Origin of the sequence: Thioclava sp. GXIMD4215, assembly GCF_045291555.1 — a bacterium.
Classification (GTDB): Bacteria; Pseudomonadota; Alphaproteobacteria; order Rhodobacterales; family Rhodobacteraceae; genus Thioclava; species Thioclava litoralis.
The window spans coordinates 140,401-163,135 of sequence record NZ_CP149517.1; the positions used below are offsets into that span (position 1 = coordinate 140,401).

Here is a 22,735-nt window from a genome sequence, read left to right on the forward strand (position 1 = left end):
TCTGTGGCGTCGCATCCTGCGGGGCCAAAGACTATTTTCCCAACTGATAAAGGATCTTCCTATGAAACTTGTTCTTGCAACTCTTGTCCTGATGGCTTCGGTCGGTCTGGCTTCGGCCCATGAGACCGCGATGGCGAAAGACGCGCAGGGCGCGGCATCGGGGGCAAGCGCCCAGATCGGGGCCATCACGCTGAGCGGCGGCTTTGCCCGTGCAACCCTGCCCAACCAGCCGGTGGGCGGCGGCTATGTGGCGCTGACCAATACCGGCACCAGCGATGACCGTCTGATCGCGGCCCAAAGCCCCGTCGCAGGGGAAGTGCAGTTGCATGAGATGGCCATGAAAGACGGGGTCATGGTGATGCGCCAGCTGGAAAACGGGATTGCGCTGCCTGCAGGCAAGACCGTCACCTTGCAGCCGGGCGGCTATCACCTGATGTTCATGCAGCTCAAAGAGGCGCTGGTGCAGGACAGCACCGTGCAGGTGACGCTCACCTTCGAACAGGCCGGAACCGTGACAGTGGATCTGCCGGTGATGGCGCCCAATGCGACAGGCGGGGCGGCACCGATGCATGGCATGACCCACGCGATGCCGAAAGAGGTGCAGTAGGATGTTCCGCAGCGGCGAACGTTTTGCACTGTTCATGACGGGCCTCGCGCTCGTCATGACCTTGGGGATGGTGGTCTATGACAAGGTGGTTCTGCCCAAATATCGCGCCGCGCAGGCGGCAGTGATGGGGCAGGGGGAATATGTCCTGCAGGCCACCGACGGGCAGGATTTCACCTATGACAGCCTCAAGGGCAGCCCCTCTGCGGTGTTCTTCGGCTTTACCCATTGTCCTGAGGTCTGCCCGACCACGATGGGCGATCTGGCGACATGGAAAGAGGATATTCCGGGGGCGACGGATCTGCGGGTCTATTTCGTGACGGTCGATCCCGCGCGGGACCGGCTGGACCAGCTGCGCGACTATGTCTCTTGGATCCCTGGTGTGATCGGTGTCACCGGCACGCAGGCCGAGATCGACAAGGCGATCAAGGCCTATAACGTCTATGCCAAGAAGGTCGTGTTTGACGATGGCAGCTACACGATGGACCATTCGGCCTTCGTGATGCTGTTCGACGAAAACGGGCGTTATGTCGATTCCGTGGTATATGGCGAGCCGCTGGAGGTCGCCGAGGCCCGTATCAAGAACCTCGTCGATGGCAATCCGCTGGGGCGGGGGGCGGTGCTTCCCAATGATCTTCTGGGTATCCTGTGCCTTGAGGCGGTCAAGATCTTCGGGGCCTGAACCGCTGGCGATGCCTGAACCGTTGGCGATGCCTGTGCCTGCTGCGTGGCGCAGGCTTTGAGATGTGGCGCGCCCGCTCCGCGCCCCCTATGTCGCGAAAGCGGATCTTTAGGGGCGCGGCACAGCCGGACGGGTCAGGGTGTGGCGGGCAAAGGCGCCACCACTCAGAGCGCGTCGAGGGCGGCTTTCTGTTCGGGGCTGAACCGCAATCCGGCGGCGGCGATGTTGTCGCGCAGATGCGCCCTGCGCGATGTGCCGGGGATCACCAGAATATTCGGGCTGCGCGCCAGCAGCCAAGCCAGTGCCGCCTGTTGCGGGCTGACCCCCATATCGGCGGCGATGCTGTCAAGCTTGGCCGATTGCAGCGGGGTAAAGCCGCCCAAGGGGAAATAGGGCACATAGGCAATGCCCTCTTCGGCCAGCGCATCGATCATGGCGTCATCCTCGCGATGGGCCAGATTATACTGGTTCTGCACACAGATAACGGGGGCGATGTCGCGGGCGATGCGCAACTGCTCTGCGCTGACGGTGCTGACCCCGATATGGCCGATCAGCCCCTCGTCTTGCAGCGCGCGCATGGTTTTCATCGGGGTGGCGATGTCGTCTTCGGGGCCACCCATCCGCAGATTGACGATTTCCATCTGCTCCAGCCCGAGGCGCGTCAGATTGTCGAGCACCGACTGGCGCAGAAACTCGGCGTCGCGCCGCAGGTTCCAGCCGCCCTGTGCATCGCGCCATGCGCCGATCTTGCTGACCAGCACGAGGTTGCGGGGATAGGGAGCCAGCGCTTCGTGCAGCAGCGCGTTGGTGACATGGGGGCCATAGAAGTCGCTTGTGTCGATATGGTCGATGCCAAGGGCCAGCGCCTCGCGCAGGACGGCAAGGGCTTCGGGGCGGTCCTTGGGCGGGCCCATCACATGCGGACCGGCCAGCTGCATCGCGCCATATCCCATGCGGTTCACGCTGAGCTGCGTTCCGGGAAAGGTAAAGCGGCCAGCGGCGGTGGCGAGAGTGGTCATGGAAGATCTCCTTTGTTGTGGCTCAAGACATGGCGCGCATTTGTCTGTTTGAAAATACAGGCCAGTCCGAATAGGCTGATCGGTATGGCGAACAATCTTGATGACCTCGGTGTATTTGTGGCGGTGGTGAAGGCCAAAGGATTCCGGCGGGCCGCGCGCCAGCTTGGCCTGTCCCCCGCCACTGTCAGCGAGACGATCTCGCGGCTGGAGGCGCGTCTGGAGCTGCGTCTGCTGACCCGCACCACCCGCGCGGTCACGCCCACCGAAGCGGGCGAGGCGCTGGCCCGCCGTGTCGCACCGCTTCTGGCCGAGATGGAAGACAGCCTGCATGCGGCCCGCAGCCAGAGCGGTGCGCTGCATGGCCGTTTGGTGCTGAATGTGCCGGGGGCGGTGATGGTGGATATCCTGCCGCCCTTGGTCGAGGCGTTCTGTGCCCTGTATCCGCAGGTCGAGATCGAGATCATGGTGGATGACCGCATGGTTGATGCGGTGGCCGCAGGATGTGATGCCGGTATCCGCTATGGCGAGGCCTTGGCGCAGGACATGATCGCGGTGCCCATCGGGCCGCGTCGGCAGCAAGCGGCGCTGGCAGCGGCACCGGCCTATCTGGCGCGGGAGGGGTGTCCGGCCCATCCGCGTGACCTTCTGCACCATGCCTGCCTGCGGGCGCGGTTCAGCAGTGGCGCGCTGGTGCCCTGGACCTTCGAGAAGGAGGGCGAAGAGATCCGCCTTGATCCGAAGGCGCGGCTGATCATCGGCACGGGCGGGTCGGCGGCCCTGATTGGCCATGCGGTTGCGGGGTTGGGAGTATGCCTGACCTTCCGCAACTGGCTGGAGCCGCATTTCAAGGCGGGGCATCTGGTGCCGGTCCTGCCCGATTGGTGGGAGGAATTCGAAGGCCCGTATCTGTATTTCTACGGGCGCCGCCCGCCTGCCGCGCTGCGCGCCTTTGTGGATTTCCTGCGGGCGCAGCCGCAGGTGGCCGGCCCCTGATCAGGGCGCTCCCAGCAGATGCGAGATCTGGTCGGCGGCCCCCTTGAGCGCCATGCCCAGCGTGGAAATCTGCGCCGCCTTCGCCTCGGGGCGCGTGACCGAAAGCGCCAGTGCCGCCTTCACGTGCCGGCTATGATCGCAGATCGCCGCGCCAAGGCAGATCATCCCCTCGCGCACCTCACCATCATCCACGGAATAGCCACGGGCCTCCTGCGCCGGAAACACCGCCCTGAGGGCAGTCAGATCACGGACGCTGAGGCGGGTCAGAGGCGGGGGAAAGGTTCCGGCGAAGGTTGTGGCAAGCTCGGCTTCGGGCAGCGCGGCCAGCAGGATCTTTCCGGTTGCGGTGAAGGGGGCAGGCAGGCGCATCCCCACCTGAAAGGTCACCCCGAGGGGCTGATGGGCCTGCGAGCAGGCGATATAGACGACATTGGCACCATCGAGAATGGTCATGGTCATCGTATAGCCCGCCAGGATCCCCTGCTGGGCCTGAGGACTGTTGAAATAGCGGTGGAATGCCGAAGCCAGATCGGATTTGGCCACGAAGTCGCGGCTCCATGCCAGCGGGCGCGCACCGGTCTGGATGCGCCCCAGCCGGTCGCGATAGATCAGGCCAAGCTCTTCCATTGCGCTCAACAAACCGTGAAGTGTGCTTTTGGGGATCTTTAGGTCCTGCGCCAGACGTGCTGCGGAAACTTCTCCGCAAGCCTCTGATATATAGTCCAGAACGGCGACTGCGCGGCGTAGGGCGGGCACGCTTGCTCCGCCTCTGGTTGTGAATGTTAGCGGTAAGGATGGCGGATTTTCTGTTGACGACACGCCAGACTCCTTCGCACAGTTAATATATGGAATTTGGTTCAATATATTGAACTACAGGAGGCGGCGCAATGATCAAACTGAACGATCCGCAGCTTCTGCGTCAGGACTGCCGAACTGGCGGGGCTTCGGGTGATCACCGGCCGTGGTCCATCCGCCCGTGGTCCATCCGCGTGGCCACCCGTTCAAGCGAGGTCGTGCGGCGCTGAGGGGGCAGGCCATCCAAGCGGGGACGGGCAGGGGCCTGTGAGGGCATCGAAGGATATCTTGGGTTGACATATGTGTGCTTGGCCACCGGCCGGGCAGGTTTAATGGGGAGGATAGCATTATGACACTTACACCCTTCAGTTTCTCGACAGTGGGCGACATCCATCTGGAATGGGGCGGTGCGACGAAACTGGGCGAGCTGCTTGGCAGCCGGTTTCCGGCGCGCAATCTCCTGCTGATCACGGATCGCGGGCTGGTCAATGCAGGGCTGATCAGCCCGATCCGTGAGGCGCTCGAGGCCGCAGGTTTCCGTGTGACGCTGTTTGACGAGGTGGTGGCCGACCCGCCCGAGGCGATCGTGCGCGGCTGCACCGAGGCCGCACGGGCCGAAGGGGTGGATATCGTGCTGGGGCTGGGCGGTGGCTCGTCGCTGGATATCGCGAAGCTGGTGGCGGTGATGATCGGCTCGGATCAGGATCTGTCGCAGATGTATGGTATCGGCAATGTCACAGGCAGCCGCCTGCCGCTGGCGCTTGTGCCCACCACCGCAGGCACCGGATCCGAGGTCACCAATATCTCGATCATCACCACCGGCGAGACCACCAAGATGGGCGTTGTCTCGCGCCAGCTCTATGCCGATTTCGTGCTGCTGGATGCCGAGCTGACCGTGGGTCTGCCGCAGATCCATACCGCGGCCACGGGGATCGACGCGATGGTCCATGCGATCGAGGCCTATACCTCGAAGTTCAAGAAGAACCCGCTGTCGGATGCGCTGGCACGCGAGGCGCTGCGTCTTCTGGGCGGCAATCTGATCGCCGCTTGTCAGGATGGCACCAACCGCGAGGCGCGCGAGAACATGCTGCTGGGCGCGATGCTGGCAGGGCAGGCCTTCGCCAATTCGCCGGTGGCGGCGGTCCATGCGCTGGCCTATCCGCTGGGCGGGCATTACCACCTGCCGCACGGGCTGACCAATGCGCTGATGCTGGGGCCGGTCCTGCGCTATAACGCCAAGGTCGCCGCGCCGCTTTATGCCGAGCTGGCCGATGTGCTGGGTGTCGAGGGCACGGGCGATGCCGCCACCCGCTCGCAGGCCTTCGTGGACCATATGCTGAAGCTCATGGATGACAGCGGGGCGCCGCGCCGCCTGCGCGATGTGAAGGTCACCGATAACAGCCTTGCCATGCTGGCAAGTGACGCAATGAAACAGCAGCGCCTTCTGGTGAACAACCCTGTCGAAGTGACAGAGGAAGTCGCTCTCGAACTCTATCGCGAAGCGTACTGAGTGCTTGTTGCAGGCGGGACCTTTCCCACCTGCCGCAGGAAAGCCCCCGCTTGCGGGGGAGGGTAACGGCCATTTCTATCAAGGGGGTCTTAGAATGACCGATGATATTCGTCTTTACATGTTCCAGAGCGGGTCTCTGAAATGCAAGGTCCATAACATCAAGATGAACGAGGGCGCGGGGGCGGATTATGCCATTCCGGTGCCGTTCTTCCTGATCACCCATCCCAAGGGGCATACGATCATTGATGGCGGGAATGCGGTGGAATGTGCCACCGATCCGCGCGGTCACTGGGGCGGGATCTGTGATGTCTACTGGCCCGAGATGACAGCGCAAGAGGGCTGCGTTGCCCAGCTGGAAAAGATCGGTGTGAAGCCCGAGGATGTGAAATACGTCCTGCAGTCGCATCTGCATCTCGACCATACCGGTGCCATTGGTCGCTTCCCCAATGCCACCCATATCGTGCAGCGGTCCGAGTATGAATATGCCTATACGCCGGACTGGTTCGCGGCGGGCGGCTATATCCGCAAGGACTTCGACAAGCCGGGGCTTGATTGGCAGTTCCTCGAAGGCACGGCGGATGACCATTACGACATCTATGGCGATGGCGTTCTGAAGACCGTCTTCACGCCGGGCCATGCACCGGGGCACATGTCCTTCCTTGTGACCCTGCCGCATTCGGGGCCGATGCTGCTGACCGTCGATGCCGCCTATACGACCGACCACTGGGAAGAGCGCTCGTTGCCGGGTTTCCTTGCCTCGACGGTGGATGCCGTGCGTTCGGTCAAGAAGCTGCGGGTGCTGGCCGAGAAGACCGGCGCGACCGTGGTTACGGGGCATGACCCCGATGCATGGGCCAACTTCAAACAGGCCCCCGAGTTCTACGGCTAAAGCTCGCCCCGCCCCTGCGGCCTATGTCTCGGGGGCGGGGGTATTTGGGGCGCTAACACCACCAAAGTCCTATATCCAATGGCTCTGAGCAGGGTCACAGTTTGCCTATGTGGCGTGCTCTGATCCTTCTCTTCTTTCTGGCGGGGCCGCTTTATGCGGCACCGTTGACCCGTGCGGATCTGGCCCCGATGGTCCTTGCGCCCTACGAACTGGGCGAGGCGGTCAATGATCGCGGCGTCTGGTCCTTGCGGAATTCCGGCGGCGGCGAGGCCGGATATGTTTTCGAGACCGCACCGCTTGCGCCTTTGCCGGGATTCTCCGGCGCACCGATCAATATGCTGGTGATGCTCGACCTTGAAGGGCGGTTTCTGAATGTCCGGCTGATCGCGCAGAACGAGCCGATCTTTGTCTCGGGCCTTGGCGAGGCCCCGTTTCGTGCCTTTCTGGAACAGTATCGCGGTCACTCGATCAACGAGCCGCTGGTTGTCGGCACGCCCTATGGCGCGGGGGGCGCGGCCTCCGATAATGTCTATCTGGACGGGGTGACCAAAGCCACGGCCTCGGTCCGGATCGCGCATGAATCCATCCTTGCCGCCACGCTGGCGGTGGCACGTGAAAAGATGCAAGGCGTGGGGGCAGGGCCTGCGCCCGAACCCGATCTGGCGCATGACGAGCCGCTGGAGTGGCGCAGCCTGATAGAGCAGGGGCTCGTCGGGCGGCTGCGCGTGGCGGAACCGGCGCTGGATGCAGCCTTCAAGGGGACGAAATGGGCCGATGATGGCGGCGATCTGGACCCAGCGCGCCCCTATATCGACCTCTATGTTATCGACCTTGGTCCGCCCGCGCTGGCGCGTGCGGTGCTGGCACAGGACAGTCTGGACGAGATCGCCGATGTGCGCGCCCGCGCCCCCGACGACGAGTTGTATCTGCTGATCGAGGCCGGACAGCACGGGCTGGTCTCGCCCGATTTCGTGCGCAATACCGCGCCCGACCGGATGACGGCCACGCAGGACGGGCTGCCCTTGGCGTTACGTGATGCCGATATCCTGCCCGAACTGGCCGAGGATCTGCCTGCCTCTTTGCAGGACGCGACAAAAATGGTGCTGCGTCTGGACCGCCGTCTGGGCTTTGACCCGACCCGCCCGTGGGAGCTGAACCTGCAGGCCATCCGTCTGCACGGGATGCTGATGCCCGAGGCGGGGTCGGTGCATTTTCCGCTGGGCCTGCAGACGCCCGAGCGGTTCTTCCTGCGTCCCTCCCCGCCCGAACGGCTGAGCCCCTTTGCCGAGGCCGTGCGCAACCGCGCCCCCGATCTGTGGCTGCTGGCCGGATTTCTGGCGCTGCTGATGGTGGCGCTTCTGGCACAGTCGCGCCTTGCGGGGCTGCGGGCCTATACGCCCGTGCGTCTGGCGATACTGGCATTTGTGGTCGGGTTCGTGGGGTTCTGGGGGCAGGGGCAGCTTTCGATCGTGACGGTCATGGCGGTGGCGCGCGGGCTGGTGGCGGGCGGGCTTGAGGTGCTGCTCTATGATCCGTTCGGGCTGCTGGTCTGGGCGGCAGCAGGGGCGGGCTTCGTGCTCTGGGGGCGGGGGTTTTTCTGTGGCTGGCTTTGCCCCTTTGGTGCCTTGCAGGAATTTGCGCACCATCTGGGCCGCCTGTTGCATCTACCCCGCATAGAGCCGCCCCCCAGCCTTGCCCGCGCCCTTCTCTGGAGTGGTCCTGTCGCCCTTGCGGGGCTGCTTGCCACGGCTTTCGTGGCCCCCCAGCATGCCGAGACCATAGCCGAGATCGAACCGTTCAAGACGGCGATCACCATGCATTTCGCGCGTCCTTGGCCCTATGCGCTTTGGGCTGCGGGGTGGCTTCTGGTGTCGATGGTCTGGTTCAAAGGCTTCTGCCGTTCGCTCTGCCCTCTGGGGGCCATGATGCGGATCGGCGGGCTTTTGCGCCTGCGGCAATGGATCCCGCGCAGGCCCGAATGCGGCAGCCCCTGTCAGCTTTGCCGCGTGCGCTGTGCCTATGGTGCGATCAGCCCGCAAGGCAAGATCCGCTATTCGGAATGTTTCCAATGTCTTGACTGCGTCAAAATCCATGACGACCCGACGCTCTGTGTGCCACTGGTGCTAGAGGCGAAACGCGCAAGGAGGCCTTCATGAAGCGGCGGCGGTTTCTTCGGATTGTGGCGGGAATGGCGCTTTGCGGCGGGGCCGTGCAGGCGCAGACATGGCAGGGGCGGGCCTTCGGGGCGGATCTGCAGATCACGGCGGCAGGCGCTCTGCCTCTGGCCCGCATCCGCGAGGAGATTGCGCAGATCGAGGCGGTGTTTTCGCTTTTTCGTCCGAGCGAGCTGCAAGAGCTGAACCAGCGCGGCAGGGTCGCGGGATCGGCGCGGCTGCGCACCGTCCTTCATGCCGCCCGACAGGTGCATGCACAGACGCAGGGCGCCTTTGACCCCAGTATCCAGCCGCTCTGGCGCGCATTGGCCGAGGGGGGCGACCCTGTGGCGGCCCGCGCGTTGATCGGCTTTGACCGGCTGCGGATGGGCGCGCATGTGCGCCTTGGCCCTGCACAGGCGCTGACATTGAACGGCATCGTGCAGGGCTATGCCGCCGACCGCGTGGCCGAGCTGTGCGCGCAGGCCGGTCTGGGCCGGTGTCTGGTGGATATGGGGGAATTCCGCGCCTTGGGCGGGCCGTTCCATATCGGGCTGGAAGATCCGCAGGCCGGACGTCTCGGACAGCGCAGCCTGAGCCGTGGCGCAATCGCGACCTCGTCGCCTGCGGCGCTCTGGCTGGCGGGGGGCAGTCATATCCTTGGTCCGGCGGGGCAGAAACCACATTGGTCGACGGTCAGTGTGGAAGGCCCGAGCGCGATGATCTGCGATGCGGCCTCGACGGCCTTCGTGCTGATGGACCGTCACGCGATATCGCGCGCGGCCAAGGGGCTTGGCCTGCGCGCGGTCTCTCTGGTGGATATGGACGGGAACCTTGAGACGTTTAGGGTCTAGCGTTCTGGCGGGCGGAAATCGGCCCCGTAAGATTTGAAGATGGTCGCGATCCGCCCATCCTCCAGCCCCGCCGCAATCGCATCATCCACTGCATAGGCCAGCGGGCGGTGCTGCATCGACAGCGCGGCCCCCAAGGTCCAGCTATTGCGCGCAAGGCCCAGAAGCGGCGGTTCGTGCACGGCCTCGTCGGGTTGCAAAGCGGCGTCTATCTCGGCGCGCGGTCCCATGACGGCCATCACCTCGCCCGCCTCGAGCCCCTTCATCGCGGCTTGGGTCGAGGGGTAGCGGTGCACCTTATCCGCTGTGGCCCCATGCGCCACCGAGGTCAGGAAAAAGTCGGAGATCGAGTCGTTTTCCACCCCCACCGGATCATAGCGGAAGACCGGCGGCGTCGGGCCTTTGTCGGGGTAATCGGCGGGCTTATAGGCGATCGCCAGACGGTCCACGGCATATTGACCCGTGAAGACCACCTGATCGAAGCGGCAGGCATAAGCGACATCATAGGGCGCATGCAGCATCAGGTCCGAGACATGGCCACCCACAACCGCCCCGCGATAGACATAGTTCAGCAGATCCGCATCCAGCGTCTCGCCGGGGGTCACCATGCGGATGCGCGCTGTCACGCCCAGTTCCTGCGCGATCAGCTGCGCGATCTCCACATCGATTCCCCGCGGCTTGCCGCCGTCTTCCCAAGACCACGGCGCGAAATCCTCGTACATCGCGACCTCTATCCAGCCATCCTCCCGAATCCGGTCCAGATCGCGCCCGATATCGCGGGCGAAGGTGTTTTGCAGCTTCTGTTCGGGGGCGACGCCCTCGCAGGCCGCATATGACGCCAGCGGCCATGCCGCCAGCGCCAAGGCGATCATCAGGCTCCGCCCCCGCATCGTCATTGCGCCGCCGAAAGGCCGATGGTCAGCAGTTCGGCCGCGTGTTTCTGGCTGGCCGGATCGTCGGTCAGGGCCTCTGCCGCACGGCTGACGGCACTATCGGCCACCGGTGCGCCCGAGAAGGTCTGCACCTTGCTAGCGATCTCGACCAGTTCCTCGTGCACGGGGCCTGCATCGGCCTTGCCGGCCATCAGGTCATCGCGGATCTTGTGCAGCCGGTCGGAATAGGGTTCCAGCGCGTCATCCTCGGGGCGGGTCTCGATATAGGTGCGGATCGCCCATCCGGCTTTCTGGCCCAGCACTTCGCCGAACGCGGGCATCTTGGTGGTGCCGTCTTGCGTATAGCCGTGCTGGAACCGCTCGACGAACCATTCATCGCCATATTCCTCGGCCTCAAGGAAACGCAGATCGGGGGCAAGACCGCCCGACACCGCCCCAAGCCCGTGGCAACGTGCGCAGTTCTGGTTGAAACCGGAATCCCCGATCCGCACAGCGGCGCGCCAGACTTCTTCGCCCGCGGCGTCGGCGCGATAGGGGTTCTCGGTCAGCCATTCTTCTCCCACATCGGGCAGGGCGTCGGTATTGATCGGTTGCGGTGCCACATCGCCATGCGCAAACAGCTGCACAGGCGTCAGAATTCCGGCAAAGACGATTGCCGCAAGGCTGCGGCGGGTCCGGCTATCAAGCATTTCTCTCTCCCTCTTGATGGCTGCTCGTCAGCAGATAACGAGACAAGGGACGGCTCCTCCATCCGACCTTCGTCGCGTTTCACCTTATCCTGCCCGAGAGCGGCATCGGCGCGTATTGTCCAATGGTCTAATATGTAAACCGGCCCTTAAAAACGGCGCGTCCCAAAGGGCTTGGCCCGACGGGACGCGGGGCCTAGCGCGCTTTGGGCGGGCGGGTTCTGGCCGGTTCGAATCCCCAGAGTGCCAATGCGAAAAACACGGCGGCGGCCCCTGCCACGACCCCGAAGGACATGGCCGCGAACTGGCCGTAAAGCGCGAAGCGGATCAGCTCGACGGCATGGGTGAACGGGTTCAGCCGGCAGATGGTGGCCAGAACCGGCGAGGCCTCCTGCATCTTCCACACCGGATAGAGGGCGGAGGACAGGAAGAACATCGGGAAGATCACGAAATTCATCACCCCTGCGAAATTTTCCAGCTGGCGGATGCGGGCGGACAGAAACAGCCCGAGCGCCCCCAGCATCAATCCTGCAAGCACCAGCGCAGGCAGCGCGGCCAGATATCCGAGCGGTGGCAGGTGGATACCATAGAGATAGGCAATGGCCAGAAAGGCCGCAACCTGGACCAGACCCACCAGGGCCCCCGCTACCAGCTTCGCGCCCAGCAGGAACCAGCGCGGCCAAGGGGCAGTCAGCATCAGCCGCATGGTGCCGCTTTCGCGGTCATTGACAAGGCTGAGCGAGCTTTGCATGGCGGAAAACAGCAAGATCATCCCGCAGAGGCCCGGCGCGATATAGGTCTCGTAGGTGATATAGGTGCGGTAGGGCGGAATGATCGACATGCCCAGAGCCGCGCGAAAGCCTGCCGCGAAGACGACCAGCCAGACCAGAGGCCGGACCAGAGCGGCAAAGAACCTCTCGCGCTGGGTCAGAAAGCGGGCAAGCTCGCGTGTCATGATCGCCGCCGCGGCGCGCAGCGCGCTCATTGGAGGGCTCCGGTGCGGCTCAGGAACCAGTCGGCCAGCGGTACCCCACCCCTGAGGCGGCCCACCTGCCCCTCTGCCGCAACCTGCCCGCGATGCAGGAGCACCATCGTATCCGTATCGCGCAATTCGTCCACCAGATGGGTGGCCCAGAGCACCGTAATGCCGCTGGAGGTCAGGTCATGCACATAGGCGGTGATTGCGGCGCGGGCGGGGGCGTCAAGCCCGACGGTCGGCTCATCCAGCAGCAGCAGTCCCGGACGGTGGATCAGCGCGCGGGCAATCTCCATGCGCCGCCTATGGCCCCCGTTCAGCTTGCCGACTTTCTCGCCTGCCCGCTCCGCCATGCCAAGGCGGGTGAGCGCCTCTTCGATACGGGTCTCGCTTTCGCTACGGCTGAGGCCCTGAAGCGCCGCGAAATAGCGCAGATTTGCCGCCACGCTCCGGTCCAGATCATGGGTGGGTTGCTGGAAAACGACGCCGATCCCCGCCAAGGCCCTGCGCGGCGCGCGCCCCATATCCGTGCCCGCCACCTCGACCACGCCCGGACGGGGCCGGATCAGCCCTGTCAGCACCGACATCAGGGTGGATTTCCCCGCCCCGTTCGGCCCCAGAAGGGCGCAGAAACATCCTGCGGGCAGGGTAAAGCCGACCCCGTCAAGGGCCAGCTTCGTTCCCCAGCGGTGGCTGAGTCCGCTGACCTTCAGCGCGGGGTTAGTCGATGGTGATGTCAAGCCGCTGATCCTCGCCCGACGAGCCGGGAATGGACAAAGCATAGCTTCCCGGCTTGACCGCCACAAAGGTGATTTTCATTGTGCCGGGTTCATCGAATTCTACCGAGTTGAGGCCGGTGGGGCGGACTTCCAGCCCTTCGACCACGACCTCGTCGATCCAGACAGCATGAAAGAAATCGGCCCCCGACAGGCCGATCTCGCCCGACCCGTCCGAGGTGATCTCGACGGTGTAATAGCGGCCCGATTTCAGATGCCACGGCCCGCCCAGAGGCTCGCCAACCGAGAGCATCACCTCGGGCAGTTTGTCGCGATTGCCTGCCGCCATCAGACCCGCGGGCGGACCGGCCTCGTTGTCATCATCGGCATCGGCAAAGGCGGTGGTGGCCGAAAGGGCGGCAATCACTAGGGCAGAAAGGAAATAACGCATGGAAAACTCCTGTATAGGCTTGGGTCAGTCTGCAATCGGCTGGGGAGGGGTGGGGCGGGCTGCGGCCCCCCAAGGGAAACGGCCCACCTTGATCGTGGCTTTCGGTTCCAATGTGGCGACATCGATCACCGTCACATCGCCCGAAACGCCATTGGTGGTGAACAGCAGGGTTTCATCGGGGGAATAGGCCAGATGCCAGACCCGCCGCCCGACCATCAGATATTGCTCGACCTCGAAGGTTTTTGCATCCACGACAGCCACATGGTTGGCGGGGCCCAAGGCGATGAACACCTTGGTCTTATCGGGCGAGAACAGCATCCCCACGGGTTGCAGTTTTTCCGAGCGCACACCCGCAATGGCAAAGCGGATCTTGCCCTTCTCGGTCTTGGTTGCGGTATCGAAGATGCTGACCGTGCCGCCGATTTCCGAGCTGACCCATAACTCGGACCCGTCGGGCGAGAATTCGGCGTGGCGCGGGCGTGCATCCACCAGCGAGTTGGCGACGATCTGATGGGTCGCGGTATCGATCCAATGCGCCATATTGGTGGTTTCCGATGTGGTCACCTGCACCTTGCCATCGGGCGAGATGCCCATGCCCTCGGGTTCGATTCCGACATCGATCTGGGCCACCACACGGCGGGTCTGGGTATCGACGACGGTGGTCACGGCGTCGTTTTCATTGGCGATGTAAAGCAGCCGGTCATCGGGGGCGAGCACGAATTGCTCGGGGTCTTCCCCCGAGGGCAGGTCATGCAGGATCTTGCCTGTTTCGGGGTCCATCACCTGTACGGCGTCGCTATCGGAGGCGCAGATGTAAAGCCGCTTGAAATCGCGCGAGAAGGTGATGCCGCGCGGGCGTTCGCCCGTAGGATAGCTGCGCACCACCTCGAGGGTCTGGACATCGATCACGCTGACCGTGTCATCGGCCTCGTTGGTCACCCAGATCTCGTCGGCAAGGGCGGGGCTGGCCGCAAGGGCGGTCGTCAGGAACAGGATGCGCAGCATTCAGCCTCCAAAAGCTTTGCAGAGGGTTTCGGGACGGTCGGTGCCAAGGGTGTCCATCTCGTTGGCGTGATGGAGAAACCCCTCGAAGGGGGCGGTCGCGATGACCGCGCGCTCTGTGACCAGTGGCAGGGGCTGGCGCATCTGGCCATCCCACGGGCGGAAGGAAAGCGGCTGGCCCAGAAAGCCCGCGATCCGTGCCTTATCGGAGATCAGATAGTCGCGCAGGCTGCGCGGGTCACCGGCACCGGAGCGGGTGCGGGCATCCGACACAGCGGCCACCGCCACCCATGCCGCGTAATCGGCGGCGCGCATGTCGCGACCGCTGGCCATGCGGAACCGGTCCTGTAGCTGTGCGGCCCCGTTTTGCTCGACCACACCGGCCCAGCCAAGCGGGCGCAACCCTTCGGAGCCCGCAATCGGACGCGGCAGCCATGTGTTATAGGGCAGATAGCGCCCGAAATCGCCGCGTTCATCGGCCACCAGCAGGATGTCATGCTCGGGCAGATCCTGCATGAACAGCGGCACCTCGGCGGCGGCAGAACGGCGCATATCAGCGGTCAGGGGCCAGTCCTTCTCGCCAGCCAGGGCCAGCCCGAACTTGCCCAAGCTGGTCTTGAGCGCTTCGGCAAAGGCTTTGTCTTCGGGATGCGGGCCGGTGACAAGCGCCAGCTTCGTCCAGCGTTTGACCACCAGTGCCTGCGCCAGCGCATCGGTACGCATTGCGACGGAAGGGATGCTGTGCAGGATATTGGCGCGGCATTGCGTGCCACGAAGCGGCATGTCCTCGGCGCTGGTATTGAAGATCAGCACATCCTTTGCCTCGGGCAGATCCGCCAGCGCCAAGAGGTCTTCCGCCGGAGCGCGCGTCACCAATATCTGTGCCCCCTCGGCCAGAATCTTTTTCGCGGCGGTCAGAAACGGTGCGTCCGGCGGCACACGGGTTTCGTGAAGCTGCCAGTCGATTCCCAGAAATTTTCCTGTCTTTGTAATGTCTTCAAGGCTCAAACGGGCACCTGCGATGCCCAGATCGTCAGGGTCACCGGCAAGATTGGATAAAACGGGGGGTGGCGTGACCTGACGTTCAAGCCAGTCAAGGCGCAGCACCTCGGCCTGCGCCGAAGCACATGCCAACCATGCAACCGCCACGGTTGTTAAAAATTTCATGTCTCTCTCCCTGAGGACACTGCATCTGCTCGGGTGGGCGGATGCAATAGGACTAAGGTCTAGGGCCGGGGGGCGGTGCGCCGTGTTAGCCTGTTTTTTGTCAAGGGAGGAAACCATGATGGCAGGTTTGCACAGGGGCTGTCTGGCCCTGCTTCTTGGGTCGTTTCTGGCCTGTCCCGCGCTGGCGGATGCCTTGGCCGAGGAGCCGGGCGGCGACCTCAATCCGCCCGAGATGAGCCTGGACCGTGTGCTGCGTGATACAGCGCGGGGCGAGGTCACGATGATGAATTGCGCCTCGGGCTATTTCATGACGAAATCCGGCGATCATGCTGCGGCGCGCGAGGTCTTCGGCCTATGTGCCGAGCGTGGTTGGACAGGGGCTATGACGTGGATGAGTGCGCTGGAGGATAATGGTCTGGGCGCCGTGGAAGATCCGGCGGCTGCGGCCGAATGGGACCGGCGCGCGGCTGAGGCGGGCGATCCGGTCGGGCAGTTCAACCGTGGTCTGGATCTGCTGCGCGGTCGGGGAGGTGTGCGCGACATCGCTCAGGGACAGGCGATGATCGACCGTGCGGCGCGGGCGGGCCTGCCACAGGCCCAAGAGCTGCAGGGCGCGCACTATGATTGGCGCGCGGTGACCCCGGATGCCGACGAAGCGCGCTATCTGCCACAGGGATAACAGCCAGAATCGCGACCAAAGTCGTATGCGGCCATTGATATGGATCAACCGTGCCGACCTGCAGCGGACCTACTTTCGAGACGGGTAGAAAGTAGGAGAATGGTCATGAAAACAAGCCTTGTTCTGAGTGCAATACTGGCAGCCGCTTGCGTGCAGGTCGCGCAGGCCGACACTACGGAGCGGATCAAGATCGACGCGGGGCATCAGTTCTTCGAGGCGAATTGCCAGCGGTGCCATTCGGTCGATGCGGATCGGGCAAGCTATGGGCCGCTGCTGGAGAAGGTCGTGGGGCGCAAGGCGGGAAGCTATGGCGATTACCCCTATTCCGACGCTTTAAAACAGGCGAATTTCGTCTGGACGCCAGGGGCGCTGCGGGCTTGGATGGAAGATAATGACGCCTTCATTCCGGGTACGAAAATGCGTCATGTCGGCATTGTCGATCCGACGGTTCAGGACTTTATCGTAACCTATCTGAACAGTCAGTAACCCTCATCAGGGGCATGCGTGACGTCTAAGTAAGACCAATGGACAATATCCGCCCGTGTGCCCCTGTCCAATACTTCGGGAATGTCTGATCCGCCCTCTTTTTCCGAGGCGCGGACAGGACGACAGGGAGGACTACGCAATGAACCGTTTCGTTTTGGCCGCAGTGCTGGCCATTTCCTGCGGCTGGGCTTTGGGAGACGCTCAAGCAGGGGTTACCGAGGAGGATCTTCGCGCGGATCAGCAGACGGTGGGCGATGTGCTCACCAACGGGATGGGGCGCAATTTGCAGCGTTTCAGCCCGCTGGAAACGCTGAACCGTGACAACGTGAAAAACCTCGTTCCGGCTTGGGCATTCAGCCTTGGCGGAGAAAAGCAGCGCGGGCAGGAGAGCCAGCCGATCGTCTATGACGGGGTGATGTATATCACCGGCTCCTATTCGCGCCTTTATGCGATTGATATCCATACCGGAAAAGAGCTGTGGCAATATGATGCCCGCCTTCCCGAGGGCATTCTGCCCTGCTGTGACGTGATCAATCGCGGTGCGGCTATCTATGGCGATAATATCTATTTCGGCACATTGGATGCGCGGATCGTGGCGCTTGACCGGAAAACCGGCGATGTCGTCTGGAACAAGAAAATCGCCAATTACAAAGAGGGTTACAGCTATACCGCCGCGCCGCTGATCGTAAACGGGCTTGTCATCACCGGCAATTCGGGCGGTGAATTCGGGATCGTGGGCGAGGTGCAGGCGCGCGATGCGGAAACCGGCGAGCTGGTCTGGACCCGTCCGGTGATCGAAGGCCATATGGGCACGCTCAATGGCGAACCCTCGACCATGACCGGCGAGCTGAACGCGACCTGGCCGGGCGATATGTGGAAAACCGGTGGCGGGGCAACATGGCTGGGTGGCTCTTATGACGCCGATACCGATACGCTGATCTTCGGCACCGGTAACCCCGCGCCGTGGAACAGCCACCTGCGCAATGCGGGCACCCCAGTTGAGGGCAATAAGGGCGACAACCTCTACGCGGCGTCCCGCCTCGGCATCGACCCCAAGACCGGCGAGATCAAGTGGCACTTCCAGTCCACCCCGCGTGAAGGCTGGGATTTCGACGGTGTGAACGAGGTCGTGGGCTTTGTCGATAAGGATGGCAACAAGCGCTATGCGACTGCCGACCGGAACGGCTTCTTCTACATCCTCAACCGCGAAGACGGCAAATTCGTCGCGGCCTATCCTTTCGTGAAGGATATCTCTTGGGCCAGCGGGATCGATGAGACCGGTCGCCCGATCTATAACGAGCAGAATCGCCCTGGTGCGCCGGATACGGCCTCCGAGGATGGCAAGGGCCAGCAGGTCTTCTCGGTGCCCAGTTTCCTTGGGGGCAAGAACTGGATGCCGATGGCGTATAGCCAGCAGACAGGCCTGTTCTATGTGCCCTCCAACGAATGGGGCATGGATATCTGGAACGAGCCGATTTCCTACAAGAAAGGCGCGGCCTATCTTGGGGCAGGCTTCACCATCAAGCCGCTTTTCGAAAGCTATATCGGTTCGCTGAAAGCGATGGACCCGAATACTGGCGAGGTGAAATGGGAATATAAGAACTCTGCACCGCTCTGGGGCGGGGTGATGTCCACGGCGGGTGGCCTTGTCTTTACTGGCAACCCCGAAGGCGAATTCATGGCCTTCGACGCCGAGACCGGTGACAAGCTTTGGTCCTTCCAGACCGGTTCGGGCATTGTTGGCCAGCCGATCACCTGGGAGCAGGATGGCGAGCAATATGTCTCGGTGATTTCCGGCTGGGGGGGCGCCGTGCCGCTTTGGGGTGGTGAGGTTGCCAAGCGTGTGAACTACCTCAATCAAGGTGGCACCGTCTGGACCTTCCGTCTGCCCAAGCAAATGGCCGACGCCAAATAATCCACGCCTATGCGATGGCTTTCGCCGCGCCCGGGGGCAACCTCGGGCGCGTTTTCATGCGCGACAGGGGAAAAAGCCCGAAAACAGATATGTGCATATATAAACGCTTAGCGTGCTAATTTTGTATATTTAACATTCGGAGGAACACTCCTAGATAAGTCTTCAGAAAGAAACACAGCAGATCGCCCGCTTCATTCAGGGTGCTGACGATTTGCGGATCACTTGGAGATTGATCATGAAAAATATCGTTATTGCCGCAGTTGTCGCCCTTACCGCCAGTGCAGGGATCGCGTCCGCCGAGGGGGCAGGCCATGCCCAACTGGCGCAACAGCTTGGTCTGAACGGGGCCGACTTCACCACCGCCGAGTTGACCTCGATCGACGAGGCCCGCCGCGACGGCGACAACAGCACCGTGAACTACTTCCTCAACCACGATAACCGTGTCGCGGCTCCTGCGCAGGAAGTGTCTGCCGGTAAAGCACAGCTGGCTGCGCAGCTTGGCGTTGACCCGAGCAAATACACGCTGGCCGAGCTGGTGACGGTGGATAGCGATCTGCGTGACCACAACGCACAAGACGCGGCCTTCATCCTGTCGGGCGATGCCCGTCACGAAGTTACGCCGCTGCCGGTTCCCTATTTGGGCCAAGGCCGGGACCAATAAGGCCTTAGGTCCACACGCTGCACATCAGGAGATGTGCATCTCCAGTGAAGAAGGGCGGTCTGCTTGCAGGCCGTCCTTTTTCAGTTTTGCCGTAGCGTCATTTGCGTGGATCGCGGGGCGAGGGTGAATTTCCTCGGCCCTCTATGAAACTGATCGGGCTTTCGGGTGTTGGAACAGTAGCAAAGGCTCTGGCGCAGTTTCGGGTGCGGTTCGGGGCCAAGTCACTGTGCAAGGAGACCCCCCATGAAAGACCATGATGGCGCAACCCAAGGCGCTTGCCCGTTTCGCGGAACCCGTATCGGGGGGGCAATCGGCTCCGAGCCGCAACTGGATCACTGGTGGCCCAACCGGCTGAAAGTGGAGCTTCTGCATCAGAATCCGGTGCAGGCCAACCCGCTTGGACCGGACTATGATTACGCCGAAGCGATCAAGGATCTGGATATTGCCGCGCTCAAGGCCGACCTGCGCGCGCTTTTGCATAGTTCGAAAGACTGGTGGCCTTCGGATTACGGGCATTACGGGCCGCAAATGGTGCGTATGGCGTGGCACTCGGCGGGCACCTATCGCATCGCCGACGGGCGTGGCGGTTCGGCCGAAGGGATGCAGCGTTTCGCGCCGATCAACTCGTGGTGGGACAATGGCAATACCGATAAATCCCGCCGTCTTCTATTGCCGATCAAGCAGAAATATGGGGCAAAACTGAGCTGGGCCGACCTGATGATGCTGGCCGGCACGCTTGCGTTGGAGGATATGGGCCTGCCGATCCAAGGCTTTGCCTTTGGTCGCGTGGATGCGTGGGAAGCAGATCGCGCCACATATTGGGGCCCCGAGGGGTGGAACGGCAAGCGTCCTTCGGAGGTCGGGCAAGGTCCGCTGGAAGGCCATCCGAACCAGATGGTCACCCGTGACCTGCGTTGGGAAGGGGATGTCCGGTCTGATCATTATGATCTCGAAGCGCCGTTGGCCAATGCCAATCAGGCCCTGATCTATGTCGATCCCGAAGGCCCCAATGGCAACGGGAATGCGCAAGACAGCGCCCGCGATATCCGCGAGACCTTTGCCCGCATGGCGATGAATGACGAAGAGACCGTTGCCCTGATTGCGGGCGGGCATGCTTTCGGGAAATCGCACGGGATGGTTAGCGCCGATGAAATCGGTCCTGCGCCGGAAGGGGCGCCGATTCAGGCGCAGGGTCTGGGCTGGCAAAACCCCGAAGGCCTCGGGTTTGCGCAATATACCATGACCAACGGGATCGAGGGCAGCTGGACCCCCGACCCCACGATGTGGGACAATTCCTATCTAGAAAACCTGTTCAAATATGAATGGAAGCAGGAGACATCTCCGGCGGGGGCCGTGCAATGGACCCCCGAAGACCCCGACGCGCCGAAAACGCCTGATGCGCATGTCGAGGGCCAGATGAATCCGCTGATGATGATGACATCGGATCTGGCGCTGAAGGTCGATCCCGAATACCGCAAGATCTGCGAGCGCTTTCTGGCGGATTTCGACTATTTCACCGATTGCTTCTCGAAGGCATGGCACAAGCTGATCCACCGCGATCTGGGGCCGACCTCGCGCTGGCTCGGGCCGGAGATCGGCGGCACGTTCATCTGGCAGGACCCGACGCCCGAGGCAGAGTATCCGCCGATCAGCGAGGCCGATATTGCAGAGCTGAAAAAGACCTGCCTGACGACCGGCCTTCCGCTGCGCGAGCTGATTGCTACGGCATGGGCTTCGGCCTCGACCTATCGCGATACCGACAAACGCGGAGGTGCCAACGGCGCGCGCATCCGCCTTGCGCCACAAAAGGATTGGGCGGTGAACAACCCCGCCCAACTCTCGCGGGTGCTGTCCGCATTGGAACAGGTGAAGTCCGACTTTGACGCCAAGGGGGCGGCCAAGGTTTCGATGGCCGATCTGATTGTTCTGGCAGGTTGTGCGGCCGTTGAAGCTGCGGCCAAGGCGGCGGGGCATGACGTTTGCGTGCCCTTCGTGGCGGGACGCACGGATGCCAGCGACGAATGGACCGATGCCGAGACCTTCGACTGGTTGCTGCCCGTGGTGGACGGGTTCCGCAATTACCGGCATCCGGGCATCCGCTATCAGGTTCCGGCAGAGCAGCTCTTCCTTGATCAGGCCGCAAAACTTGCGCTGACCGCGCCGGAATGGACGGCACTAGCCGGTGGGCTACGGGCGCTTGACCAGAATTATGATGGGTCGGAAACGGGGATCTTCACCAATCGTAAGGGTCAGTTGACCAACGATTATTTCCGCGTGCTGGTATCGATGGACTATGCATGGCACCCGCAGGACGGTGAAGAGATGTTCGATATCCGACCGCGTGCGGGAGAGGGGGCATCCTATACCGCCTCGCGTTGCGATCTGGTTTTTGGCTCCAATAGCGAGCTGCGCCAACTGGCCGAATATTATGCCGCAGATGATGGCGAGGCCTATCTGGTGCGCGATTTCGTGAAAGCCTGGCACAAAGTGATGATGCTTGACCGTTTTGACGTTGCAAAAGAGCGCCGTCGGGCGATGGCGCTATGCTAAGCTTCTGAAGCTTCCGCCATGTTGAAAATGCAGAGGAAACGGGCGCGAGGGTTTCGCGCCCGTTTTCCCTCAGCGGGAGTTAATAACCGCGCTGCATATCGGCCATATCGCCGCAGCGCCCGTCTTTGGCAAACTGGCGGATATTTTCGGCAATGATCCGGCTGCCCGTATCGGGATCGACCTGCGAGGCGATATGCGGCGTGACCGTCACATTGGGATGCGTCCAGAAAGGATGCTCTTCGGGCAGCGGCTCGATAGGGAAGGCATCAAGGATCGCATGGGCAATCTGCCCGTTGTCCAATGCGGCCAGCAGATCGGCCTCGTGCAAGTGATCGCCGCGCCCGCAATTCACCAGACAGGCCCCCTTTGGCAGGGCCTGAAACAGCGAAGCGTCCAGAATATGGCGGGTTTCGGGGGTGAGTGGCAGAAGATTTACTACGATTTCACAATCTTGCAGGAATCTCTTCAGGCCTTCGGGGCCGTGATGGCACGTCACTTGGGCGATATCCTTGGGGCTGCGGGCCCAACCTCTGGTCTCGAAGCCGATCTGCGCCAGCAGCGCTGCCGCCGCTGCACCCAGATTGCCAAGGCCGAGAATGCCGACTTTGCGCTGACCTGCGACCGGCGCCACAATCGGTGTCCATTTTGCCTGCTGCGCGCTGGCCAGCATTTCGGGCATGCCGCGATGGAGATTGAGCACCTGCATCGCCACATATTCCCGCATACGCTGGGTGAGATCCGACCCGATCGTGCGAATGACAGGGATCTGGCGCGGCAGTTCGGGATCTGCGGCAAGATGATCGACCCCCGCGGCCAGCGACACAATCGCCCTCAGGTTTGGCAGGCCAGCCAGAAAGCTGTGGGCAGGTTGCCATACCGCGGCATATTCCACCTGCGCCGCGTCGAACGGCTCATGGCCTGAAATCACCTCGGCCTCGGGCAGAACGGTCTGCAGCCGCGCCACCCATTTGGCACTGGTTTTCGGGCTTGGAAGATAGACGACGATGCTCATAGTAATCCCTGCTGTGGTATTTTCGCCGGATCAGAGCAAGAAAAC

General features: G+C 62.6%; 23 protein-coding genes and 1 pseudogene. 13 read left to right on the forward strand and 11 right to left on the reverse strand.

What is annotated here, in order from left to right; translation table 11 throughout:
- Positions 1-61 precede the first annotated feature (61 nt).
- Together WDB86_RS17180 and WDB86_RS17185 are read left to right on the forward strand one after the other, a co-directional pair.
- Positions 62-607, forward strand: a complete 546-nt coding sequence (locus WDB86_RS17180; RefSeq protein ID WP_341486115.1) for a copper chaperone PCu(A)C — start codon at positions 62-64, stop codon at positions 605-607.
- A gap of 1 nt (position 608) precedes the next feature.
- Positions 609-1,286: an SCO family protein gene (locus tag WDB86_RS17185; protein ID WP_341486116.1), complete on the forward strand. Its 678-nt coding sequence runs from the start codon at positions 609-611 to the stop codon at positions 1,284-1,286.
- Between the two features lie 164 nt (positions 1,287-1,450).
- Here WDB86_RS17185 and WDB86_RS17190 read toward each other — a convergent pair whose 3' ends face one another.
- A complete protein-coding gene (locus WDB86_RS17190) occupies positions 1,451-2,305 on the reverse strand; it encodes an oxidoreductase (protein ID WP_341486117.1) in 855 nt (284 codons plus the stop codon).
- Between the two features lie 84 nt (positions 2,306-2,389).
- Here WDB86_RS17190 and WDB86_RS17195 point away from each other — a divergent pair, with 84 nt between their 5' ends.
- Complete coding sequence (locus tag WDB86_RS17195) at positions 2,390-3,298, forward strand: LysR family transcriptional regulator (protein WP_330629442.1); 909 nt, start codon at positions 2,390-2,392, stop codon at positions 3,296-3,298.
- On the opposite strand, the gene WDB86_RS17200 is transcribed toward WDB86_RS17195, so the two are convergent.
- Together WDB86_RS17200 and WDB86_RS17205 are read right to left on the reverse strand one after the other, a co-directional pair.
- Positions 3,299-3,925 carry an IclR family transcriptional regulator gene (locus WDB86_RS17200; protein ID WP_341486154.1) on the reverse strand — a complete coding sequence of 209 codons (627 nt, stop codon included), beginning with the start codon at positions 3,923-3,925 and terminating at the stop codon, positions 3,299-3,301.
- 30 nt (positions 3,926-3,955) lie between these two features.
- A pseudogene (locus tag WDB86_RS17205) lies at positions 3,956-4,117 on the reverse strand (hypothetical protein); the annotation flags it as partial.
- A 68-nt stretch (positions 4,118-4,185) separates the two neighbouring features.
- Between WDB86_RS17205 and WDB86_RS17210 the strand changes: the two are divergent.
- From WDB86_RS17210 to WDB86_RS17230, 5 genes are all read left to right on the forward strand, one after another.
- Positions 4,186-4,323, forward strand: coding sequence for a hypothetical protein (locus WDB86_RS17210; protein ID WP_341486118.1), 138 nt, complete (start codon positions 4,186-4,188; stop codon positions 4,321-4,323).
- Positions 4,324-4,442: 119 nt separating this feature from the next.
- Complete coding sequence (locus WDB86_RS17215) at positions 4,443-5,603, forward strand: iron-containing alcohol dehydrogenase (protein WP_330629439.1); 1,161 nt, start codon at positions 4,443-4,445, stop codon at positions 5,601-5,603.
- A gap of 94 nt (positions 5,604-5,697) precedes the next feature.
- Positions 5,698-6,492, forward strand: a complete 795-nt coding sequence (gene attM / locus WDB86_RS17220) for an N-acyl homoserine lactonase AttM (protein WP_330629438.1) — start codon at positions 5,698-5,700, stop codon at positions 6,490-6,492.
- Between the two features lie 107 nt (positions 6,493-6,599).
- Complete coding sequence (locus tag WDB86_RS17225) at positions 6,600-8,648, forward strand: 4Fe-4S binding protein (protein ID WP_341486119.1); 2,049 nt, start codon at positions 6,600-6,602, stop codon at positions 8,646-8,648.
- Complete coding sequence (locus WDB86_RS17230) at positions 8,645-9,499, forward strand: FAD:protein FMN transferase (protein WP_330629436.1); 855 nt, start codon at positions 8,645-8,647, stop codon at positions 9,497-9,499. The genes WDB86_RS17225 and WDB86_RS17230 overlap by 4 nt, the downstream gene beginning before the upstream one ends.
- Here WDB86_RS17230 and WDB86_RS17235 read toward each other — a convergent pair.
- From WDB86_RS17235 to WDB86_RS17265, 7 genes are all read right to left on the reverse strand, one after another.
- A complete protein-coding gene (locus tag WDB86_RS17235; protein WP_341486155.1) occupies positions 9,496-10,386 on the reverse strand; it encodes a transporter substrate-binding domain-containing protein in 891 nt (296 codons plus the stop codon). The genes WDB86_RS17230 and WDB86_RS17235 overlap by 4 nt on opposite strands.
- A gap of 2 nt (positions 10,387-10,388) precedes the next feature.
- Complete coding sequence (pedF, locus tag WDB86_RS17240; protein ID WP_330629435.1) at positions 10,389-11,078, reverse strand: cytochrome c-550 PedF; 690 nt, start codon at positions 11,076-11,078, stop codon at positions 10,389-10,391.
- Positions 11,079-11,271: 193 nt separating this feature from the next.
- Positions 11,272-12,060: an ABC transporter permease gene (locus WDB86_RS17245; RefSeq protein ID WP_339109942.1), complete on the reverse strand. Its 789-nt coding sequence runs from the start codon at positions 12,058-12,060 to the stop codon at positions 11,272-11,274.
- The gene (locus WDB86_RS17250) at positions 12,057-12,791 is read right to left on the reverse strand and encodes an ABC transporter ATP-binding protein (protein WP_330629433.1); all 735 of its coding nucleotides are present in this window, start codon (positions 12,789-12,791) and stop codon (positions 12,057-12,059) included. The genes WDB86_RS17245 and WDB86_RS17250 overlap by 4 nt, the downstream gene beginning before the upstream one ends.
- Complete coding sequence (locus tag WDB86_RS17255; protein WP_341486120.1) at positions 12,772-13,218, reverse strand: hypothetical protein; 447 nt, start codon at positions 13,216-13,218, stop codon at positions 12,772-12,774. The genes WDB86_RS17250 and WDB86_RS17255 overlap by 20 nt, the downstream gene beginning before the upstream one ends.
- Before the next feature lie 24 nt (positions 13,219-13,242).
- On the reverse strand, positions 13,243-14,223 hold the full coding sequence (locus WDB86_RS17260) for a YVTN family beta-propeller repeat protein (protein ID WP_330629431.1): 981 nt from the start codon (positions 14,221-14,223) through the stop codon (positions 13,243-13,245).
- The gene (locus WDB86_RS17265; protein WP_341486121.1) at positions 14,224-15,387 is read right to left on the reverse strand and encodes an ABC transporter substrate-binding protein; all 1,164 of its coding nucleotides are present in this window, start codon (positions 15,385-15,387) and stop codon (positions 14,224-14,226) included. It lies immediately after the preceding gene.
- Positions 15,388-15,502: 115 nt separating this feature from the next.
- Here WDB86_RS17265 and WDB86_RS17270 point away from each other — a divergent pair, with 115 nt between their 5' ends.
- From WDB86_RS17270 to katG, 5 genes are all read left to right on the forward strand, one after another.
- Positions 15,503-16,066: a sel1 repeat family protein gene (locus WDB86_RS17270; protein ID WP_330629429.1), complete on the forward strand. Its 564-nt coding sequence runs from the start codon at positions 15,503-15,505 to the stop codon at positions 16,064-16,066.
- Positions 16,067-16,171: 105 nt separating this feature from the next.
- Positions 16,172-16,552: a c-type cytochrome gene (locus tag WDB86_RS17275; protein WP_339109939.1), complete on the forward strand. Its 381-nt coding sequence runs from the start codon at positions 16,172-16,174 to the stop codon at positions 16,550-16,552.
- Positions 16,553-16,691: 139 nt separating this feature from the next.
- On the forward strand, positions 16,692-18,467 hold the full coding sequence (locus WDB86_RS17280; RefSeq protein ID WP_330629425.1) for a PQQ-dependent methanol/ethanol family dehydrogenase: 1,776 nt from the start codon (positions 16,692-16,694) through the stop codon (positions 18,465-18,467).
- Positions 18,468-18,702: 235 nt separating this feature from the next.
- Entirely contained in the window at positions 18,703-19,128 is a 426-nt protein-coding gene (locus WDB86_RS17285) for a hypothetical protein (RefSeq protein WP_330629424.1), read from the forward strand.
- A 243-nt stretch (positions 19,129-19,371) separates the two neighbouring features.
- Entirely contained in the window at positions 19,372-21,678 is a 2,307-nt protein-coding gene (gene katG / locus WDB86_RS17290) for a catalase/peroxidase HPI (protein ID WP_341486122.1), read from the forward strand.
- Between the two features lie 79 nt (positions 21,679-21,757).
- Here the strand turns inward: katG and WDB86_RS17295 are convergent, their stop codons facing one another.
- Complete coding sequence (locus tag WDB86_RS17295) at positions 21,758-22,690, reverse strand: glyoxylate/hydroxypyruvate reductase A (protein ID WP_341486123.1); 933 nt, start codon at positions 22,688-22,690, stop codon at positions 21,758-21,760.
- Positions 22,691-22,735 lie beyond the last annotated feature (45 nt).

What these genes read in the sequence shown, in the direction of transcription:
- pedF (WP_330629435.1), bottom strand. Translation starts at nt 11,078, where the DNA reads ATGCTTGATAGCCGGACCCGCCGCAGCCTTGCGGCAATCGTCTTTGCC.
- WDB86_RS17260 (WP_330629431.1), bottom strand. Translation starts at nt 14,223, where the DNA reads ATGCTGCGCATCCTGTTCCTGACGACCGCCCTTGCGGCCAGCCCCGCC.
- WDB86_RS17190 (WP_341486117.1), bottom strand. Translation starts at nt 2,305, where the DNA reads ATGACCACTCTCGCCACCGCCGCTGGCCGCTTTACCTTTCCCGGAACG.
- WDB86_RS17270 (WP_330629429.1), top strand. Translation starts at nt 15,503, where the DNA reads ATGATGGCAGGTTTGCACAGGGGCTGTCTGGCCCTGCTTCTTGGGTCG.
- WDB86_RS17200 (WP_341486154.1), bottom strand. Translation starts at nt 3,925, where the DNA reads ATGGAAGAGCTTGGCCTGATCTATCGCGACCGGCTGGGGCGCATCCAG.
- WDB86_RS17295 (WP_341486123.1), bottom strand. Translation starts at nt 22,690, where the DNA reads ATGAGCATCGTCGTCTATCTTCCAAGCCCGAAAACCAGTGCCAAATGG.
- WDB86_RS17265 (WP_341486121.1), bottom strand. Translation starts at nt 15,387, where the DNA reads ATGAAATTTTTAACAACCGTGGCGGTTGCATGGTTGGCATGTGCTTCG.
- WDB86_RS17225 (WP_341486119.1), top strand. Translation starts at nt 6,600, where the DNA reads ATGTGGCGTGCTCTGATCCTTCTCTTCTTTCTGGCGGGGCCGCTTTAT.
- WDB86_RS17245 (WP_339109942.1), bottom strand. Translation starts at nt 12,060, where the DNA reads ATGAGCGCGCTGCGCGCCGCGGCGGCGATCATGACACGCGAGCTTGCC.
- katG (WP_341486122.1), top strand. Translation starts at nt 19,372, where the DNA reads ATGAAAGACCATGATGGCGCAACCCAAGGCGCTTGCCCGTTTCGCGGA.
- WDB86_RS17235 (WP_341486155.1), bottom strand. Translation starts at nt 10,386, where the DNA reads ATGCGGGGGCGGAGCCTGATGATCGCCTTGGCGCTGGCGGCATGGCCG.
- WDB86_RS17230 (WP_330629436.1), top strand. Translation starts at nt 8,645, where the DNA reads ATGAAGCGGCGGCGGTTTCTTCGGATTGTGGCGGGAATGGCGCTTTGC.
- attM (WP_330629438.1), top strand. Translation starts at nt 5,698, where the DNA reads ATGACCGATGATATTCGTCTTTACATGTTCCAGAGCGGGTCTCTGAAA.
- WDB86_RS17280 (WP_330629425.1), top strand. Translation starts at nt 16,692, where the DNA reads ATGAACCGTTTCGTTTTGGCCGCAGTGCTGGCCATTTCCTGCGGCTGG.
- WDB86_RS17185 (WP_341486116.1), top strand. Translation starts at nt 609, where the DNA reads ATGTTCCGCAGCGGCGAACGTTTTGCACTGTTCATGACGGGCCTCGCG.
- WDB86_RS17275 (WP_339109939.1), top strand. Translation starts at nt 16,172, where the DNA reads ATGAAAACAAGCCTTGTTCTGAGTGCAATACTGGCAGCCGCTTGCGTG.
- WDB86_RS17285 (WP_330629424.1), top strand. Translation starts at nt 18,703, where the DNA reads ATGAAAAATATCGTTATTGCCGCAGTTGTCGCCCTTACCGCCAGTGCA.
- WDB86_RS17210 (WP_341486118.1), top strand. Translation starts at nt 4,186, where the DNA reads ATGATCAAACTGAACGATCCGCAGCTTCTGCGTCAGGACTGCCGAACT.
- WDB86_RS17215 (WP_330629439.1), top strand. Translation starts at nt 4,443, where the DNA reads ATGACACTTACACCCTTCAGTTTCTCGACAGTGGGCGACATCCATCTG.
- WDB86_RS17195 (WP_330629442.1), top strand. Translation starts at nt 2,390, where the DNA reads ATGGCGAACAATCTTGATGACCTCGGTGTATTTGTGGCGGTGGTGAAG.
- WDB86_RS17180 (WP_341486115.1), top strand. Translation starts at nt 62, where the DNA reads ATGAAACTTGTTCTTGCAACTCTTGTCCTGATGGCTTCGGTCGGTCTG.
- WDB86_RS17255 (WP_341486120.1), bottom strand. Translation starts at nt 13,218, where the DNA reads ATGCGTTATTTCCTTTCTGCCCTAGTGATTGCCGCCCTTTCGGCCACC.